Raw genomic sequence first — 18,005 nt, forward strand, 5'->3', positions numbered from 1 at the left:
CGCCTACGAAGCGCGATACGGCTCTGCGTACGAGCCCTTTCAGCGGCAGAGCTCCATGATGGTGTCATCGAAGTTCGGGAACTCCCGGGTTGCCTGCTCAATGACGACAGCCGCCGACTGCTTGCAGTCGGCGGCTGTGACAGTCAGCGCCTCCAGGCCGATGTCCCTGCGCCGCAGGGCCGCCAGCTCCCCGAAGCGAAGGGTGGTGATGGCCGCCAGGACCACGAGGAGCCGGTAGCGTGGCACGATGGCGTCAGCAGGTCCACTACCTGCCCGACGCGCCGCAAGCCTACGGGGCCGTGATCACTCGCGCCAAAGCAGCTCCGTAAGTTGTTCGGTGGCCCGGGAGGGCCGGATGTGGCTCCAGAGGCGCTTGCCCCCGGTGGCTCCGGTGGAGTGGCCGCCCCGCTTGAACGGGCCGGCGCACCCCGCCCACCTGGCGATAGCCTGCGCCAAACCAGGAAGGTGGGGCCAGTGGGCTTCGACGCAGAACGATCAGCGCGCATCGCTGCCACGCAGGAAACCGCCCGGCCCGTCTGGCAGGCAAGCGGCGACACGGACGCACTCCAGCAGTTCCTCAAGGACAACGGATGTCACGGAGTGGAAGCCGTATTCGTGACCATGGGCCTGCTGAACTGCGATCTCGCCGAAGCCCAACGAACCTTCTTCAACGCCCCATGCCGCGACGCCGAACGCCGCTTCCACAACCACGCCATGGACCTACTCGAGGAGGCCGCCGACACCGAGGCCTGACCGCACCGGTGGCCCAGCAAAGGACCCTTGACTCGGCCATTGAGTAATCCGATCTCCTGACGGCGACTCCCCAAAGGGGAGAAAATCGGGCTACGGCCGTCCGGCTGACGTCGCGGAGTCTTGGTGCCACCGGAACCCGACATTGAGTAGGACGCCGGGGACCCGTCGTCAGGCACCCGGAAGTGTTGCTTCGAGCATGTGAATCAGATTCTTTTGCCTGCTTGGTCCCCGCCGGGCGGCTGCTGCACAACAGCACACCGCGCGAGGGGAGGGCCGGGGCATGGACGTGGTCCACGAACGATGCGCCGGGATCGACATCGGCAAGGCGGACGTGAAGGTCTGCATCCGCGTTTCGGGGCCGGACAAGCGGCGCCGGAAAGAGGTACGCACGTTCCTCACCATGACCCGTGATCTGCTGGCGATGCGGGACTGGCTGATCGCCGAGGGCATCACCGTGGTGGGCATGGAGGCCACCGGCTCGTACTGGAAGCCAGTGTTCTACCTGCTGGAGAACGACATCGAGTGCTGGCTGCTGAACGCCCGGCACATGAAGAACGTCCCCGGCCGCAAGGCCGACGTCGCGGATTCGGAGTGGATCTGCAAGATGGTCGAACACGGCCTGGTGCGGCCCTCGTTCGTCCCGCCGCCGGAGATCCGACAACTGCGCGACCTGACCCGCTACCGCACCGAGGTCATCCGCGAACGAACCCGCGAGGCCCAGCGGCTGGAGAAGCTCCTCGAAGACGCCGGGATCAAGCTGTCCGCCGTCGTCTCCGACCTGCTGGGCAAGTCGGCCCGCGCGATGCTGGAGGCCCTGATCGCCGGCGAGCGTGATCCGGAGGTACTGGCGGAGATGGTCAAGGCAAGCATGCGGGCCAAGCGCGAGATCCTGGCCCAGGCACTGACCGGCCGCTTCCGCGTGCTTCAGTGGCGCTGCTTGCTGTTCTTCACCGGCCGGCGGAGCGCATCTCTGATACGCCACCACAGCCTGCGGGCACGCGGCGTTTCAGTGGAGTAGCTGTTGCCGAACCAGATGTTTTCCGCGCTGCGGCCCAAGGGGGTGCCTTCGGGTGAGTACCGCGTGGGGGGTTGTTCGACCATGCGCCTCTCCTACGGATTCGGAGACCTGGTCCCGCATCCCTTGCGCAGTTCATTGTCGGAGCGGGTCTTCGGGCCCCAGCCGATGCCGCCGGCGATGAAGCGGGCGGTCATCGGGCGGCCCTCCGGTAGCGGGTGAGGACGGCGGCACCGGCCTGCTCGGCGGCCAGGCACTCCAGCTCGGCGTGGGGGCCGCCGGTCGGGAAGAGCCGCCGGCCGGTGCCGAGGACGGTGGGGAAGGTCAGCAACCGGTACTCGTCGATCATGTCCGCGGCCATCAACCGGTCCACGACGCTCAGGCTCCCGGTGACGACCACGTCCCGCCGTTCGCGCTTGACAGCGTCGACCAGCTCGCCGTCCAGAAGCCGGGAGTTCGCCCACACCGACGTATCGGTGTGGGTCAGGGTGCGGGAGGCGACCAGCTTCGGCACGGCGTTCATCCGCGCGGCGAACGGTTCGTCGCGGCCCGGCCACAGCCGCGAGAACAGCTGCCAGGTGGCGCGCCCGAGCAGCAGCACGCCGTCGTCCAGGGTGCGGCCGAGCCGGAACTTGTCCCCGGCGACCGCCTCCGGGCCGTGCCGGAATGCCCAGCCGCCCAGCGGTGTACCGGCGGAGCCGTCGGGGTCGGACACGATCCCGTCCAGGGTGATGAACTCGATGACGATGACGCTCACGATGAGATTCCCTTCGGTTCGGTGCTCATCGGTATGTACCGGGCGCACCGCCCCGACTCATCGCTCTCGGCGCAACTCGTCGGCGGGAATCTCGTGGGGCAGCTCGAAGGCGTCGAAGACGCGCGGATCGGCGAACACGACGTTGTGGGCGATTCGGCCGTCGGTGACGGTGAAGACCTGGAGGGTGTGCAGCCGGTGCCCGCGGGCGGGCACCGGCGTGTACGCGGCGAGCGCGGGCTGTCCGTTGGCGGTCAGCGCCCGCATGCTCCAGCCCGTGCCACGCATCCCGAATACCCGCTCCATGAACCGCCCGTAGTCCCGGCTGCCGCGGTACCACAGTGGCACCGGCGGCATCTCCAGTACCGCGTCGTCGGCCAGCAGCCGCACCAGCGCGGGGACATCCGCCGCCTCGAACGCCCGCATGTACCGCTGGATGACCGCCTGCACCTCGGGATCGTCCGGCTCGGTGACCGCACCGGCATCGCCCACGTCGGTGAGGGCGGCACGGGCACGCTGAAGCGCGCTGTTGACCGCCGCGACCGTGGTCCCCAACTGCTCGGCGACCTCGGCGGCGGTGAACGCCAGCACCTCGCGCAGCACCAGCACCGCCCGCTGCCGCGCCGGCAGGACCTGCACCGCCGCCACCCACGCAAGCCGCAGATCGGCCCTGGCCTCCACGTCGAACCGTGCGTCGGGGAACGGCTCCAGCCAGGGCACATCGAGTGCCGGCACCAGCGGTGCCCCGGGATCGTCACTCGGCACCCCCAACCCGGACGGCAGCGGGCGCCGCCTGTGCCCCTTGAGCGCGGTCAGGCACACGTTGGTCGCGATCCGGTACAGCCAGGTCCGCACCGACGCGCGCGCCGGGTCGTACCGGCCGCGGGCCTTCCAGGCACGCAGCAGCGTGTCCTGCACCAGATCCTCGGCCTCGTCGAACGAGCCCAGCATCCGGTAGCAGAACACCACCAACTCGGCCCGGTACGGCTCGAAGTCCACCGGATCATCATGCCGCACACCGGTCCTACGACCCCCGAGACGGGGCTTCAGCACGATCCGCCAGGGCTTCGTACTGCTGCCACTCGGCGCCCTCCCAGGCCGATGACCTTCTGTCACGATTCGCGGTCGCTTGACTCTCCGTTACACGGCCGCGATCGGGGAAGGAGCCGTAGACGTTCCGCGGCTTGGCCGGGCGATCGGTGCGGATGGTGAAGACGTAGGCGGAGTGGTGCCCCCGCCTTGGATATCGCGGTCGCCTGCCGCATCCGGCCCCAGCGCACGGGGGCTTCGCATGGTCGCCCAGCTCCGCGAAGAGCGCGCGCAGACAGTAGCGGGCGCCGGCCGACGAGGGTCGGTGAGCTCGATCCGGACCTGCGATGCCACCACGAAGTGGGCTATCGCTTGAGGCTCCGGTGCCATCGGATCTCGCCTTCGTGCCATTCGCCGGTCGATGTGAGTCCGGCGGCAGTGGCGACGGCAGCGGATGCTCGATGTTCGGGGTGGATGTGGGCGATGACGGTGTGCACCGGCAGCCGGCTGAGCCAGTCGACGAGTCCTCGGGCTGCTTCGGTCGCGATGCCTCTTCCCTGCCACGGGGTCCCCACCATCCAGGCCATCTCGGCGATCAGGCCGTGGCCGGAGGGGCTGACCGTCGCCTGGACGGTGCCCATCAGGCAGGCTTCGTCACGGAACCGGATCACCCAGTTCAGCCAGGACACGGCCGGATCGGGAGAGCCTGCCGTCATGCGCTGATAGCGCGAGCGCAGGGCCTGCGGGGTGTCCGGAGTGCCGCCGATGAAGGTGTGCAGGGCCGGATCGGACAGTACGGCGGCCATCTCCTCGGCGTGCTCGACGTGCAGCGGCAGCAGCTCCAGCCGCCTGGTGCTGATGGCCTGGGCCGCGAGCGTGCTCACGCCGCGACCGCCTCGGGGCGTTCGACGAGCCGGCCGTGTTCGATGCCGATGACCTGTTCAAGGTCGAGCAGCGAGGCCCGAACCATGCTCGTACGCGATCCTCCAAACTGGTGCCTTACGAGGCATCGCTGAGATCCGCCGGCCCCAAGTGCCGTTCAGGGACCGGTGAGAACTTCGTTCCATTCGCGGATGTACCAGTTCCGTACGACGCCGTTGAGCACGAAGGGGTCCCCCGCGGCGAACTCCTCGGCAGCCTTTCGGCTGGTGAACACGGCCATGGCGCCCTCGCTCCGGGGGTCACCGAAGGTGCCGATCATCAGCAGGTCGCCTCTGCCCGCGAATTCCTGGTAGTGCGCGCTGTGGGCAGCGAAGTGAGCCTGCGCCTTCGAGGCGACATCATCGGCGGATTCATAGAAGACCACATGTTTCACCGCACCAGGCTGGCACGGCGGAAGTCCGTGCGTCCCCGAACGCGCCGCCCTTGCAGCGGCTGATCGGCCGGCACGCCACTCGCAGGCACCCCTTCCGGGGCTTCCCCGGAGCCATGGAAGGGCGCTCGACGTAGCACAGTTGCTTCGGGACGAAGGGATCCGGTGCCCCATCCGTGCCCCATCCGTGCCCGATCGTGCGGGAAACGGCGGGGGAACCATGATGGTGAGGGGGACACCGCTCAGCACCTGGCCCTCGATCGAATCTCCTGTCAGGGACCGTTCGCCTGGCAGGTGTGGGATTTGGCCGCGATGACTCGCACCACGACGGCTGTTGAGTGGGAGGGTCGGCCCTCGACTTCCCCGCTTCCATGACACCGTGCCCGATGCCCGCCTCTGTGGAGACGCCAGCCGGAGGAGCAAGGCATCCTCGCCAAGGGCCGACACCGTTGCGACGGTACCGGACCGGGCCCTGACCGACGGGGCCGCCCTGACCCACCCGACGCCGTACAGCGTCGGTGACGAGGACGTGGGCGAAGTCGTACGGGTCCTGCTGTTCAGCGATCCGGTCGCAGGCCAGGGCGAGGACGCCCGCGGTGCCGCAGCGGCGGCCGTTGTTGTCCCAGAACCCGGGGCGTAGCCGCTGGGGCAGGCGGAGTGGATGACCGTGTGCCGGCAGCGGTCGGCAAGCGCGGGCCAGACAGGGTCGGCCGTGATGTCCCGCAGCAGCCGGAAGACCTGGGCGTCGCCGGCCGGACCGTGGCACCAGCCGTAGCTGATGGGCTCGGGCTTGGTCGTCCAGGCGAGGTTTCCGTCGGCGGTTTCCCGCACCTCGGCGCTCAGCCACCGCAGCCCGTCCGCAGCGAGTTCCTCGACCTCGTCGACCGCCACGACCGCGGCTTCCGGTGCCGTCATGGGCTCCACTCTCGCATGATCTTCCGGGCCCGCCCAGGGGGCGGTAGCCCTCGCTACCGACACTCAGCAGCAGGTCAGGACGCCGATCGTTGAGGCGGCCGCAGGTCACGGCCGCCGGTGATCAGCTCTGGCTGTGCTGAGGGGCCGCCCTCAGGTTCACCAGGAGTGAGAGTGCGTTCGACCACGTCCGAGAACTCTCCGGATCAGCAAGAACGCGCCTACGGCGATCAGGGCGAGCCCCATAAGGATCAAGGCCGCCCCGAGGGCGATCAGAAACGTCCCAATCAGGATCAGAAGTGCCCCGATGAGGACCAGGAGCGTCCCGACGATGAAGAGAAAGATCGCGAGGACGGTCACAATTGTCCTCCTGTTCTCCCTCCCGCTCTGGCTTCTTGCCCGCTCCCCTGCAAACACTCTGCTTCACATCACCACTGCTTGCCACAGCCGGGATCCGCATCGCTGGAGCCAGCTCGACACCTGGAGCCGTCTCTGGGCCGTCCCTGGGCCGTCCGAGGTCCCCTGACGCCGGCCAACGGCGACCGACAGTGACAGACGGGATACAGCCACCAGCAGCGAACCCCGAGGCCAGAGGCCACCGGAACGTGCCCGCATCTCCTGCACGCTTGACCGCATGCCGTGTCTGGCCGGCCGGCTTGCCCCATGATCGATGACGTTGTCCTGTGTCTTACCGTGCCAGCGCCGAGGACGTGTACGAGGTGCTGTGAACCTCAGGTGATCGAGGCGAAGCCGAAGGCCCAGATGCACGTGCCGGAGGCGGTCATGCGGCTGCTCGACGAGCTCGCCAAGGCCCGCGTCAAGGTGACCGGGACACGTACACGTCGATCAGACGCAGGGAACGCCCCCTGACCTGCCCGTCACGGTCGCGCAGGGGGCGTTCGCCGGCCTTCAGGATCCGGCCGCCGCCAGGGACACCTCGGCGCCGTTCTGGCGCGTGCCCCATCCGGTCTTGGCGCAGGTCGCTACTGGCTGCACCTACTGCGCTGGTACGAGATGGTGCTGGGCCAGATGGTCACGCTGTGGCTGCTGCTGGTCGAGCCACTCTGCCACCACAACATGCCGACCGGGGCCATGCTGGTGGTCCCCTTCCTCATCGGCTGGACGCAGGGCCTGCGGTACCGGGTCACGCGGGCGAAGCCCTGCCGGCCGCGCCAGTGGGTCAGCTTGCCCACGCGGGCCGGCCAGGACAGACGGGTGCCGTCGTCCCGTCGCAGCCGTGGGCGCTGCGGACCGCGGTTGTTGGTGGCGAGCACGATGCCGGCGACCGACCGCACCTTGCCGCGGGCGGACGGGACCATGATCTGCTCGACCGCGTTCGGCGCCAGGCAGGAGTCCGAGTCGACGGTGATGTAGATGTCGGCCTGCGGGCTCACACGGATGCCGTGTGCCTGCGCGTGCCGCTTGCCACCGTTGGGCACCCGCTGCCAGGTGGTCTCGATCCCCGCCCGCTCGGCCTGGACGTACCACCAGTCCCGCACGGCGGCGTAGTCCGTGCTCGTGGATCCGTCGTCCACGACGTGGACCGAGTCCGGCCGACGGGTCTGCCGCAGGAAGGACTCGAGCCCCAGGGGTGCCCTCCCGCAGCAGCGGAAGGGCACCCCTAAGAGCGGTCAGCGGTGATCGTGGCCCCAGTGGTGCCGGTTGCCCCAGCCGTGCTCGCCCCAGCCGCGGTTGCCCCAGCCGCGGTCGCGGTCGCGGCCGCCCCAGCCGCGGTTGCCCCAACCCTGGTTACCCCAACCGTGGTTACCCCGGTGGTGCTCGTCGCCCCAGTGGCGGTTGCCCCAGTGGCCGTCGCGGTCGCCGCGCCCGTAGTCATGGTCGTGACCACGGTCGTATGTGGCGTGAGATACCGCCGAGGGCGCGTGTGTTGCGGCGCTGGCGCCAGTGGCGCCGCCCAGCAGGGCGACGGCCGCGATGCCCAGCGCGGCGACAGAACGGGAAACCCGCATTCCGTGCTCCTTTCACGGCAGGTGCGTGATGCGCCTGCCTGGTTGGACACAGCAATGCTTACAGCCAAAACGTCCCATTGAGTAGCAATCAACGACCAAAGACACCTTTTGTGATGACATGCGTTGAGTCAGGAACCGGCGCCGGGCGGGTCGGCGTCTCGCGCGCACACGAGCCGGAGGCCCGTCCCCCCGGTCCACCAGGGTGAACTTGCGTCTCGCTATCCTGCCGAAACCGGCCTCCCCACCCCACACTTGTCCGGCCGGCCCCGGGCCGGGGCGCTCCGCGGAGGCTGGAGCCTGCTGCGACGGTGGGGCCATGACGCATCCTCATCTGCCCACCACCGAGGCGGCCGTCACGGTGATACGTGAGATCGCACGGGAGTACGGCCTCGCGATGACCGTGACCGACGACATCGGCGCGGACCAGACCTCCCGCCGCGGCTCGGCCGGAGCCTTTCACCGTTCTCGACCCCGACGGCTCTGCCGCATGAGGCCTTCATCGGGCTGGGGGGTCCCCGGCCGTCACCGTACGGGTCTTCCCGGAGGACGACGCGAGAATCTGTGTCGAGAACGTCGACTTCGACGACGTTCCCCGCGACGTGGTCCCGGCGTTCCTGCGGTCGGTCTACGGCGGTTTGGCCTATGTGAGGAGGCGTTTCCTCCCGCCCGGCTCATGGCTGATCGTCCCGCTGCCCGGCGATGAGACGTACAAGGAGCTGGTCCTGAGCACGTCTCTCACGCCTTGGCTCGTCCGCGCCATCCGGGGGGTAGACGCCGAGCGCGGTCGTGGGCAAGGGCGAGATCACGCGCGGCCACGAGGCCGGTGCGCACCGCCGGCACTACTGAGCGGCCATCGACACCAAGGCAGAACCGGGAAGGTGAACGCCGCCGGGAGGACGAGCGGCCGGTGGCGCGGCACGATTGTCTGAGCGTCGCACTGCCACTCCTGCCGAGCCCCCGGGCCGAGAGGAACGGGAGAGTCGCGGAGAGCTACCGGGGGGAGGAACATCGGAGTCAGGGAGGCAAGGTGGTGGCTATGGGGACTCCCTCGATGCTGTTCAGCGAGAGTCCGGAGGACCCTTTCGCCCTGGGCCATGGCGCCTCGGCCGTGCTCGACGATCACGGCACGGTGGTCGGCTGGAGCGCGCGTGCACAGGAGCTGCTGGGCTATCCGGCCAAGGAGGTCATCGGGCGGGCGTGGCAGGACTTCCTGATCCACTCCCGTGACCTGCCTGTCGCGCGGGCCGCCGCCGCCGACGCCAGGAGCACGGGGGGCTGGTTCGGGGTCCTGCCCATCCTGCATCGCGACGGACGGCGGGTGGAGATGGGTTTCCGGGCCCGTGCGATCACCCGGGACGAGGACAGCCGCGAGTGGTTCCTGGTCGGTGCCCCTGTCGCCGAGGTCGTTGCCTGGGAGCGGGACCGTGCGCTGCTGGACGGCCTGTACCACCGGTCCCCGGTCGGTCTGGTCATCCACAGCCCGGACAGGAGAGTCCTTCGGATCAACCGTGCGGTCGAGAAGGCGAGCGGCGTCCCGGCCGAGGCCCCGATAGGCCGTCGCCCCCGCGAGTTCCTGGTGGACGAGGACGCCGGCCCGGCCGAGGAGCGGGTACGGCGCGTCCTGGAGACGGGCCGGCCGGTGATCTTCACAGAGCAGTCCGCCCGGCCACGCCACGATCCCGGTCGGGAACGGTATGTGTCCGTCTCGGCCTTCCGGATGGAAGACCCCTCGGGCCGGGTTCTCGGTGTGGCCGAGACGATCGAGGACGTGACCGACCGCCACCGGGCCCAGCGCAGGCTCACCCTGCTGAACGAGGCGAGCGCCCGGATCGGAACCTCCCTGGACGTGACCCAGACCGCCCGGGAACTGGCCGAAGTGGCCATCCAGGGCCTGGCCGACCACTGCTCGGTGGACCTTCTCAAGCCGGTGACAATGGGTGAGGAGCCACTCCACGGTGTGGCGGATCCGCTGATCCGCGTAGCCCTCCAGCCCCCCGAGCCCCGGGTCCCGTACCAGGAGGGCGAGGTGGTCCCGCTGCTCCCGGAATCCCCGCAGGCGCGGTGCTTGGCGGAGCGTCGCCCGATTCTCGAACCGCTGCTGTCCCTGCGCCCCGAGTCGTACCCGATGGACCGGCGGCGGATCGAGATCGCCTCGGGTCTCGGCGTTCACTCGCTGATCGTGGTGCCGCTGGTGGCGCGCGGCCTGGTACTGGGCGTCGTGAGCCTGTGGCGATCGCGCCACTCGGAGCCTTTCGAGGACGCCGATGCCGCGGTGGCCCAGGAGTTCGCCTCGCGTGCGGCCGTCTGCATCGACAACGCGCGCCGCTTCACCCAGCAGCAGAACGCCGCTCTCACCCTTCAGCACAGTCTGCTGCCGAGTACGGCGTCCGACCTGCCGGCCGTCGAGGTGGCCCGTCGCTACCTTCCCGCGAGCGGCGAGTCGGGGATCGGCGGTGACTGGTTCGACGTGATCCCGTTGTCGGGGGCACGGGTCGCCCTCGTCGTGGGCGACGTGGTCGGCCACGGGATCCACGCCGCCGCCTCGATGGGTCGCCTGCGTGCCGCCGTACGGACCCTGGCCAGTCTCGATCTGGAACCCGACGAGCTCGTGGCCCGGCTGGACGACCTGGTCAGTCTGCTGGCCACCGAGTTGGAGGCGAACATCGGCAGCAACCGGTCGTCGGTGGAGCAGGTGCTCGGCGCCACCTGCCTCTACGCGGTCTACGACCCGGTCTCCCGGCACTGCTCCCTGGCACGCGCCGGCCACCCGGCACCCGTGGTCTCCACCCCGGACGGCCGGGTGACCGTGCTCGACCTGCCCTCGGGTCCCCCGCTCGGCCTGGGTGGGCTGCCGTTCGAGACGTACGATCTCGACCTTCCCGAGGGCAGCCTGCTCACGCTCTACACCAACGGCCTCCTGGAGGCGCGCAACGGCGACGTCGACGCCGCGCTGGAGAACCTGTGCGCATGCCTTGCCCGTCCCGCCGATCCTCTGGACCGCACCTGCCACTCGGTGGTCGAAGCGCTGCTGCCCACGGACCATCTCCCCACCGACGACGTGGCGCTGCTCATCGCCCGTACCCAAGTGCTGCCGCCGCAGAATGTCGCCTCGTGGGAGCTGCCCCTGGAAGCGACGGCCGCCGGCCGCGCGAGGGAACTGACCGCGGCGAAGCTGGACGAATGGGAGCTGACGGAGCTTGCGTTCACCACCGAACTGGTCGCCAGCGAACTCGTCACCAACGCCTACCGGTACGCGGCCGGCCCCGTCACCCTGCGCCTCATCCGTGCGCAGAGCCTGATCTGTGAGGTGTCCGACACCAGCCACACCTCCCCTCACCTACGACGGGCCCTCAGCACGGACGAGGGCGGACGCGGGCTCTTCCTGGTCGCGCAGCTCACGGAGCGGTGGGGCACCCGCTACACCCATGACGGCAAGACGGTCTGGACGGAGCAGCTTCTGCGGCCCGCATGACCCCGGCCTCGGCAGGGCGATGACGCCGGAGCATCCGCGCTTCCCGCTACGCCTCGGCTACGACGAGGGAGAACGTCACCGCCGCGAGGAACGGTTGCTGGGTGAGGTGGGCCGGCCGGCGGTCCGCTTCCTCCTGGGTGACGTGGCCGGCGGCGACGGCGCGCCGGGGATGCGCGGCGACGTGGTCCGGCGTGGGTGTCTCGACACGGGGGCTGCCATGCGTTCCGGTCGAGCAGCCTGCGTGTCACGGGCCCGTGACGTTCCTCGTGACAGACGTGACACAGCCGCGACGGGCCCGTGACAGGGATCCGTGAACTTTCCCTGCGGAGGGCCCCATCACATGGGGTGTCCGACAGAGAGTCAGAGCCGGACAGCAGACCGGAACACACAACCGCTGGGGGACCCCATGTCGAACCGTCGCACGCACCTTCGCCTTCGCACGAGCACCGTGGCCCTGACGGGCGCCGCCGCCCTGATGGCTCTGCTCACCGCCTGCAACGGCGACGGCGGCTCGCCGAAGGCCGTGTCGGGCAACGCCGCCCCCGCACCCGGCGACTCCGCCACCACCGGCTCCGCCACGGGCGGCAGCGCCGGTACCGCGCCGGCGAAGGCGTCCACCGGTTCGGCGTCTACCGGTTCGGCCGGCACCGCGGGGAGCAAGGGCGGGGCCACCGGCGCCGACGCGGCGGCCGGCGGCTCGGCGCCCGCCTGCCAGGCCTCCCAACTCGGCTACTCCTGGGCCGGCACCAAGGCGGCCCCCTCCGGCGGCGGCGGCCAGATGCAGGCCACCGTGGCGCTCACCAACAACAGCGGGCACGCCTGCTCCCTGCACGGCTTCCCGGGCGTCGACCTGGTCAACGGCGGCGAGCGGTGGTCCCTTCAGCGCGACAACACCACACCGCACACGGTCACCCTGGCCGGCGGTGCGTCCGCCCACTTCACCCTCACCTATCTGACCACGCAGAGCGGCGAGTCCTCCGCGTTCAAGCCCACCACGGTGGTCATCACCGCCCCCAACCAGCGCAGCTCCTACGACCTGCCCTGGCGATTCGGCGCCATCCTGAAGCAGGACGGCGCGACCCACCCGGGGACGTTCATCGACCCGGTCGGCGAGTGAGGGTTCCCGCACACAGAGCGGCGAAGGGGCCGGTGCGCCCGGCCCCTTCCAGAGACCTAGAGGACCCACGGATCATTCCGCCCGGGCGTCGCCCTGCCGGTCGGTGGGACCGAGTGGTCCTTCTGGTGGGACTGGAGCCGGGCGGGGTGCGCCTGTCCGGCGCCTTGGTCCTCGACGTCCTCCGCATGGCTGCGGCGCGGCTCGGCTCGGTCGTGGGTCGCGCTGGTTAGCTAAGGGCTGGTCAGGTCTTCGGCGGAGCGAGGCGGACATGGGCGACGTGAACGAGGTCAACAAGAGGGTCATCAGTCAGTTCCGGGCACAGGGCGGAGTCGTGGGGGGCCTCTTCGAGGGCAAGCATCTGCTGCTCCTGCACACGATCGGCCGCCGTACCGGCCAAGCGCGGATCAATCCCCTGGTGTACGCGGCCGACGGCGACAATCTGCTGGTCTGCGGCTCCGCGCGGGGCGCGGAGAAGGATCCGGCATGGGTGGGCAACGTCGCCGTCATGCCCGAGGTGACCGTCGAGGTGGGCAGGCGGATCCTGAGGGCGACACCGACCGTCGTGACGCACGGGTCGCCCGAGTGGGAGCGTCTCTACGGAGTCTGGTCGGCGTACTGGCCCGACAGCGTGGAGTACGAGACCAAGACATCCCGCAGGTTTCCCATGGTGAAACTGGTGCCCGTCGCGGCGGAGATGGCGTCCGCCGGTGAGTCCACGGCGGGCGACGAGGCCTCCGGCCAGGGCAACGAAGACTAGGGCAACGAAGGCCACGGCGGCGGACGCCAGGGCAACGAAGGCCACCGCGGCAGACGCCAGGGCGTGGCCTGGCGGAATGATGGCCACCGCTTGTCCCGTGTGCTCGACCACCGCCGCCAAGCACCGCACGTTCCGTAGATCGAGGTCCCGCGAGCGAGGAACGCGAGATGAACGCGCACCGGATCTGGATCCTCGGAGCCACCGGCCGGACCGGTCGGGCGATCGCCGCGCGGCTGGCGGCCGGTCAGATGCCGCCGGTCCTGGTGGGGCGCGATCCCGCGCGTCTGCGCGAGCTGGCCGGGAGGCTCGGCGAGGGAGTGCGGACCGTGGTGGCCGGGTCCGTCGATGCCGTTGTCACCCGGATCGGCCGCCAGGCGCCCACGGTGGTGGTCAATACGATCGGCCCGTTCACCGAGACAGCGGCCCCGATCGCCCGCGCGGGCCCGCCCGGCACGCACTACGTGGATCTGGCGAACGAGCTGACCGCCGTCACCGGACTGCTGGGACTGCGTGACGAGGCGGTCGCGGCCGGGCGGTGTCTGGTGACCGGTGCCGGGTTCGGCGTGCTGGCCACCGAGAGCGTCGTACGGAAGCTGTGTGAGGACCGGCCCCCGGCGATGCGTGTGAGGGTCGACGCGGTGCCGCTGGCCGAGCCCGGGGCCGGCCCGTTCGGCCCTGCCCTGGCGGCGAGCATCGTCGACAGCATCGCGCTCGGCGGACGCCGTTATGAGCACGGCCGCCTCGTCCGCGCCCGGCTCGGGGCCGATGCCGAGCGCCTCGCCCTGCCCGACGGGTCGACGGTGCACACCGTCGCCGTTGCGAGCGGTGAGCTGGAGGCCGCCCGGCGGGCCGGCGGCGCACCGTTCGTGGTCGCCGCGTCGAGCATGCTGCCGGCCGGGCGCGCGATACGGGCCGTCCTGCCGATGGCGGCGGTGTTGCTGTCGTGTCCGGTGCTCGGCCGCGCCGCCAAGCGGCGGCTCGCCGGTGTCCGGATGCCCCCGGGCGAGCGTGGCGGGGAGTTCTCCTGGGCGCGGGCCCGGGTTCAGGACGCCGACGGCAGCACTCGTATGGGGTGGCTGCGGACGGGCAGGGCAGGGGAGTTCACCGCCGCGGTGGCGGTCGAGGTCGCGACCCGTCTCGCCCGGGGCGAGGGCCGTCCGGGTGTCCACACCCCCGGCTTTCTCTTCGGCCCGGAGCTTGCCGTGAAGGCGGGCGGGCGGTTCCTCCTCGCCGGAGACGGAGAGACGGCATGACCACACCATCCGCGGCCGTCCCTGGCCGGAGCGGATGTCGCGCCGCGGGCGGCGTCGCCCTGCTCCGCGGCGGACGGCGGCCGTTCGGAAGGAGCCGACGTGGGACACTCGCGGGCCGTGGGTCCCGGGACCGACGGCGGGCCCGCCGCCTCCCGGCCGCGTCGCTTGCCGCGGGGCGTGCGTTGCGGCCACCACAGGACGTACGCGGCGGAGCCGACCGCGAAGGCCAGCCGGATCAGCCCCCGGGCGGAGTCGGAGGGAACCAGCAGCGCGCTGCCGTAGAGCGAGATCAGCGCGATCCAGCTCACCCAGGGCACCAGCCGCCGCTGTCCGATCGAGTCCCAGATCAGCGTGCCGAGCAGCACCGAGGCGTTGTAGTACGTGTACACGCTCGGGTCCAGCACGATCCGCGCGTCGGCGGCGAGCAGGACCACGGCCGCCCAGCGGTGCCGGAGCACCGCCAGCGCGCCCAGACCGATGCCGAGCGCCATCTGCGCGGGCCGGTCCCACCAGGGGGTGGCCGGGTCGTCCACGCCGAACCAGCGCAGCGAGGACGCCGACTGGTTGGGGATGGTGAAGCGGGTGGCGGCCAGGGTGTCCATATGGGTCAGGTAGAACGGCAGCCAGGCGGCGGCCACCAGGCCGACGACCCAGGCGGCCGAGCGCAGCCACGCGGGCCGGGGCAGAACCAGCAGCAGCGGCAGAAACCCCACCGCCCACGGCTTGGAGTCCACGGCCAGGGCCAGGAAGACACCGACGGCGAAGGCGTTGCCGCGCACCAGCGCGCGGACCGCGAAGGTGGTGAAGAACAGCGCCAGCACGTCGTCGAGGTGCGCGAACCGCACCGAGACCTCCACCCACATGGGGATGAAGGCTGCCCCGGCCACGAGTACCCGCTGCTGGAGCCGCCGGTGGTTCAGCCCGGTGCCCAGGTTGTGCTCGGCGGCCGCGCGGCCGATGAGGACCAGCATGTACAGACCCAGCCCCGACATGAACGCCTCGGCCAGGTTCTCGCCCACCGCCGCGGGAAACGGTGCGAACAGCCCGGCGACCAGGAAGCTGATCGGTCCTATCTGAAGTTCGGGGTGGTTGGCGTAGAGGGCGAGGCCGCCGCCGGGCACCTGGCTGAACAGCAGTTCCTCACCGGTCTTCAGATAGTGCCAGGACACCGCTCCATGGCGTTCGGCCACGAAGAACCAGACAACCGTCCACAGGGTGAGCAGCGCATGGTGCCACCGCACCGGATAGCGTCCGATCCGGCCGATCCGCGTCGTGTCCCTGGACACGGCTCCCGCCGTCTCCGCGTTCCGCACGTTCCGTCCTTCCCCTCTGCCCTCGTCCGGCGCGGGGACGGCCGAGGGCGCGGCCACCGTCCGTCGCCGTAGGCTCGGCGGGGAGTGGCCCGCCCGCGTCCGTGACGACCGCCCGACCGCGGGAGTGGTGATGCCGTACGGCACCATTCCCTCATGAAGACGGCCCGTCGGGCCTTCCGGTGCCGGGAACCGCTCGCCGGAGCCTCGGGGCGCCTGTGGCGAGTCGCCGGAACCACAACGAGACGCTTGCTGGCTTGCGCAACTATAGGACGAACTCTCGTCGCCTACGAACCGGGTACGTACCGGACATGTCAAAACGCGCCACGCCACGACGACGCCCACCGCCCGGAGCAGGGCCGTTGGGCGATAATCCGAGGCATGGCCGCACAGCCCGCGCTCCCCGTCCTGGCACCGTACCGGGACGGCTGCGCCCCGCCTCCGTCGTCCAGGTCCCGCGTCACCGGGACCGGACCGTCCACGGCCCCACCGGCCGCCCCATGAACCTCCCCCCGACCCTCCCCACGAACCCCCCCGAACCGCACCGGCGCCTGCTCGCCGACGTCCTCGCCCTGGGCGCCCCGTACCCGCTGGTCATCGCCGGTGGCTACGCGGTGCTGGCGCACGGTCTGGTGGACCGGCCCAGCCGGGGCGTGGACGTCGCCACCGAGAGCCCGGAGTCGATGGAGGACATCGCCGCCGCCGTTGGGGCGGGCTTGGCGGAACGGGGCTGGCTCGTACGCTCCCTGGAGGCGGATCCGCTCTCGGCCCGGCTGGTCGTCGGCGACCCCGCCGGGGGCGAGGAGACGGAACTCAACGTCCTCAAAGAAGTGCTGTGGCGCCCGCCGACTCCCACGGAACTGGGTCTGGCCGTCTCCCTCGAGGACGCCGTGGGGACCAAGGTGCGCGCCCTGGCCGACCGCGGCTTCGCCCGGGACCTCATCGACGTGCACGCCGCCTCGGACCGCTGGAGCCGTCCGGAGTTGGAGGAACTCGGCCGGCGCCACGCCCGTGACACCTTCGACCTGACGGACTTGCAGGCCCGGCTGGCAGGCGTGGAGTGGGTCGACGACATGGAGTTCGCGCTCTACGGGGTCGGCGGGGACGCGCTCCCCGAACTCCGGCGGTGGGCCCAGGAATGGGCGGACGACATCGCGGAGCGGCTCGCCGAGGAGGAACCCCCCGAGGAGTGACATGCGCCCGTTCGGATTCTTGACGAACTCCTGACGCGTCGCCCGCATCCGGTGATCCGGTCCGTGGTGTCACCTTGGGTGTCACTCATCGACACCCTGTGAGGGAAGTGAAGCGCCATGGAAGGCACCGTCGTCACCGTCGTGCTGGTGGCCGTGCTGGCCCTGCTCGTGCTGCGCAGTGGGATGCGCGTGGTCAACCAGGTCGAGCGCGGGGTCGTGTTCCGCTGGGGGAAGGCGCTGCCGCACTACCGGCAGCCGGGCGTCACGTTCCTGATTCCGTTCGCCGACCGGATGCGAAAGGTGAACGTACAGGTGGCGACCATGCCGGTGCCGACCCAGGAGGGCATCACCAAGGACAATGTCTCCGTCAAGGTCGACGCCGTCGTCTACTTCCGGGTGACCGACCCGCTGCGGGCCGCGATCGAGGTCCAGGACTACGTCTTCGCGGTCGGCCAGGTCGCCCAGTCCTCGCTGCGGTCCATCATCGGCAAGAGCGACCTCGACGATCTGCTGTCCGACCGCGAGCGGCTGCACGAGGGACTCGCCCTGATGATCGACAGTCCGGCCGCCGGGTGGGGTGTGCACATCGACCGGGTCGAGATCAAGGACGTCCAACTGCCGGAGTCGCTGAAGCGGTCCATGTCGCGGCAGGCGGAGGCGGAGCGCGAGCGGCGCGCCCGTGTCATCACCGCGGACGGCGAGTTCCAGGCGGCCCAGCAGCTCGCCAACGCCTCCCGGATCATGTCCGACACACCGGAGGCCATGCAGCTGCGACTGCTCCAGACGGTCGTGGAGGTCGCGGCCGAGAAGAACTCGACGCTCGTGATGCCCTTCCCGGTGGAACTGCTGCGGTACTTCGACCGGGCGGCCCGTCAGTTCGGCCCCGAGAACGACCGCGTGAGTGAAACCAAGAACACCGTCGACGGACAGCCGGCCGGTGACGCCCAGGTGGCGGGCGACGGACAGCCCGTCGGCGCCGGACAGGTGGCGGGTGACGGACAGCCCGTCGGCACCGGACAGGTGGCGGGTGACGGACAGCCCGTCGGCACCGGACAGGTGGCAGGTGACGGACAGCCCGTCGGCACCGGACAGGTGGCAGGTGACGGACAGCCCGTCGGCACCGGACAGGTGGCAGGTGACGGACAGCCCGTCGGCACC

At 70.5% G+C, this 18,005-nt stretch carries 17 protein-coding genes and 2 pseudogenes; 10 read left to right on the top strand and 9 right to left on the bottom strand.

Annotated features, from left to right (window positions below; all coding sequences use genetic code 11):
- Window positions 1-39: 39 nt before the first annotated feature.
- Window positions 40-246 carry a hypothetical protein gene (locus ACIP94_RS18110; RefSeq protein ID WP_402426117.1) on the bottom strand — a complete coding sequence of 69 codons (207 nt, stop codon included), beginning with the start codon at window positions 244-246 and terminating at the stop codon, window positions 40-42.
- Window positions 247-474: 228 nt separating this feature from the next.
- On the opposite strand from ACIP94_RS18110, the gene ACIP94_RS18115 reads away from it, so the two are divergent.
- The gene (locus ACIP94_RS18115) at window positions 475-753 is read left to right on the top strand and encodes a hypothetical protein (RefSeq protein WP_402426119.1); all 279 of its coding nucleotides are present in this window, start codon (window positions 475-477) and stop codon (window positions 751-753) included.
- Window positions 754-1,033: 280 nt separating this feature from the next.
- Window positions 1,034-1,771 (top strand): IS110 family transposase, encoded by a 738-nt coding sequence (locus tag ACIP94_RS18120; RefSeq protein ID WP_402426121.1) that lies wholly within the window; start codon window positions 1,034-1,036, stop codon window positions 1,769-1,771.
- Window positions 1,772-1,961: 190 nt separating this feature from the next.
- Here ACIP94_RS18120 and ACIP94_RS18125 read toward each other — a convergent pair whose 3' ends face one another.
- The 6 genes and pseudogenes from ACIP94_RS18125 to ACIP94_RS18150 form a co-directional block, all read right to left on the bottom strand.
- Window positions 1,962-2,525: a dihydrofolate reductase family protein gene (locus ACIP94_RS18125; protein ID WP_402426123.1), complete on the bottom strand. Its 564-nt coding sequence runs from the start codon at window positions 2,523-2,525 to the stop codon at window positions 1,962-1,964.
- A gap of 57 nt (window positions 2,526-2,582) precedes the next feature.
- The gene (locus ACIP94_RS18130; protein WP_402426125.1) at window positions 2,583-3,539 is read right to left on the bottom strand and encodes a sigma-70 family RNA polymerase sigma factor; all 957 of its coding nucleotides are present in this window, start codon (window positions 3,537-3,539) and stop codon (window positions 2,583-2,585) included.
- Window positions 3,540-3,916: 377 nt separating this feature from the next.
- A complete protein-coding gene (locus ACIP94_RS18135) occupies window positions 3,917-4,435 on the bottom strand; it encodes a GNAT family N-acetyltransferase (RefSeq protein ID WP_402426127.1) in 519 nt (172 codons plus the stop codon).
- A 155-nt stretch (window positions 4,436-4,590) separates the two neighbouring features.
- Window positions 4,591-4,866, bottom strand: coding sequence for a YciI family protein (locus tag ACIP94_RS18140; RefSeq protein WP_402426263.1), 276 nt, complete (start codon window positions 4,864-4,866; stop codon window positions 4,591-4,593).
- Between the two features lie 672 nt (window positions 4,867-5,538).
- Window positions 5,539-5,778: pseudogene (locus ACIP94_RS18145) on the bottom strand (lanthionine synthetase C family protein); the annotation flags it as partial.
- A gap of 156 nt (window positions 5,779-5,934) precedes the next feature.
- Window positions 5,935-6,135: a hypothetical protein gene (locus ACIP94_RS18150; protein WP_402426129.1), complete on the bottom strand. Its 201-nt coding sequence runs from the start codon at window positions 6,133-6,135 to the stop codon at window positions 5,935-5,937.
- 375 nt (window positions 6,136-6,510) lie between these two features.
- Between ACIP94_RS18150 and ACIP94_RS18155 the strand changes: the two genes are divergently transcribed.
- Window positions 6,511-6,645, top strand: coding sequence for a hypothetical protein (locus ACIP94_RS18155; protein ID WP_402426131.1), 135 nt, complete (start codon window positions 6,511-6,513; stop codon window positions 6,643-6,645).
- A gap of 113 nt (window positions 6,646-6,758) precedes the next feature.
- On the opposite strand, the gene ACIP94_RS18160 is transcribed toward ACIP94_RS18155, so the two are convergent.
- Window positions 6,759-7,394, bottom strand: coding sequence for a glycosyltransferase (locus ACIP94_RS18160; protein WP_402426133.1), 636 nt, complete (start codon window positions 7,392-7,394; stop codon window positions 6,759-6,761).
- Window positions 7,395-7,406: 12 nt separating this feature from the next.
- Window positions 7,407-7,745, bottom strand: a complete 339-nt coding sequence (locus ACIP94_RS18165) for a hypothetical protein (RefSeq protein WP_402426135.1) — start codon at window positions 7,743-7,745, stop codon at window positions 7,407-7,409.
- A gap of 316 nt (window positions 7,746-8,061) precedes the next feature.
- Between ACIP94_RS18165 and ACIP94_RS18170 the strand changes: the two are divergent.
- From ACIP94_RS18170 to ACIP94_RS18200, 7 genes and pseudogenes are all read left to right on the top strand, one after another.
- Window positions 8,062-8,509, top strand: a pseudogene (locus ACIP94_RS18170) (hypothetical protein); the annotation flags it as partial.
- A gap of 272 nt (window positions 8,510-8,781) precedes the next feature.
- Window positions 8,782-11,217 carry a SpoIIE family protein phosphatase gene (locus ACIP94_RS18175; protein ID WP_402426137.1) on the top strand — a complete coding sequence of 812 codons (2,436 nt, stop codon included), beginning with the start codon at window positions 8,782-8,784 and terminating at the stop codon, window positions 11,215-11,217.
- A gap of 406 nt (window positions 11,218-11,623) precedes the next feature.
- Window positions 11,624-12,334 carry a DUF4232 domain-containing protein gene (locus ACIP94_RS18180; protein WP_402426139.1) on the top strand — a complete coding sequence of 237 codons (711 nt, stop codon included), beginning with the start codon at window positions 11,624-11,626 and terminating at the stop codon, window positions 12,332-12,334.
- Window positions 12,335-12,602: 268 nt separating this feature from the next.
- Window positions 12,603-13,091 carry a nitroreductase/quinone reductase family protein gene (locus ACIP94_RS18185; RefSeq protein ID WP_402426141.1) on the top strand — a complete coding sequence of 163 codons (489 nt, stop codon included), beginning with the start codon at window positions 12,603-12,605 and terminating at the stop codon, window positions 13,089-13,091.
- 167 nt (window positions 13,092-13,258) lie between these two features.
- Window positions 13,259-14,344 carry a hypothetical protein gene (locus tag ACIP94_RS18190; protein WP_402426143.1) on the top strand — a complete coding sequence of 362 codons (1,086 nt, stop codon included), beginning with the start codon at window positions 13,259-13,261 and terminating at the stop codon, window positions 14,342-14,344.
- A 1,810-nt stretch (window positions 14,345-16,154) separates the two neighbouring features.
- Window positions 16,155-16,847, top strand: coding sequence for a nucleotidyl transferase AbiEii/AbiGii toxin family protein (locus ACIP94_RS18195; protein ID WP_402426145.1), 693 nt, complete (start codon window positions 16,155-16,157; stop codon window positions 16,845-16,847).
- Between the two features lie 117 nt (window positions 16,848-16,964).
- The coding region (locus tag ACIP94_RS18200) for a slipin family protein (protein ID WP_402426147.1) at window positions 16,965-18,005 on the top strand (1,041 nt) is incomplete at its 3' end.

The sequence above is a fragment of the Streptomyces sp. NPDC093261 genome (genome assembly GCF_044753645.1).
Taxonomy (GTDB): domain Bacteria; phylum Actinomycetota; class Actinomycetes; order Streptomycetales; family Streptomycetaceae; genus Streptomyces.

Excerpts from the sequence above, each read along its gene's own strand:
- ACIP94_RS18120 (WP_402426121.1), top strand. The coding sequence starts at position 1,034 with ATGGACGTGGTCCACGAACGATGCGCCGGGATCGACATCGGCAAGGCG.
- ACIP94_RS18165 (WP_402426135.1), bottom strand. The coding sequence starts at position 7,745 with ATGCGGGTTTCCCGTTCTGTCGCCGCGCTGGGCATCGCGGCCGTCGCC.
- ACIP94_RS18175 (WP_402426137.1), top strand. The coding sequence starts at position 8,782 with ATGGGGACTCCCTCGATGCTGTTCAGCGAGAGTCCGGAGGACCCTTTC.
- ACIP94_RS18180 (WP_402426139.1), top strand. The coding sequence starts at position 11,624 with ATGTCGAACCGTCGCACGCACCTTCGCCTTCGCACGAGCACCGTGGCC.
- ACIP94_RS18185 (WP_402426141.1), top strand. The coding sequence starts at position 12,603 with ATGGGCGACGTGAACGAGGTCAACAAGAGGGTCATCAGTCAGTTCCGG.
- ACIP94_RS18190 (WP_402426143.1), top strand. The coding sequence starts at position 13,259 with ATGAACGCGCACCGGATCTGGATCCTCGGAGCCACCGGCCGGACCGGT.
- ACIP94_RS18195 (WP_402426145.1), top strand. The coding sequence starts at position 16,155 with ATGAACCTCCCCCCGACCCTCCCCACGAACCCCCCCGAACCGCACCGG.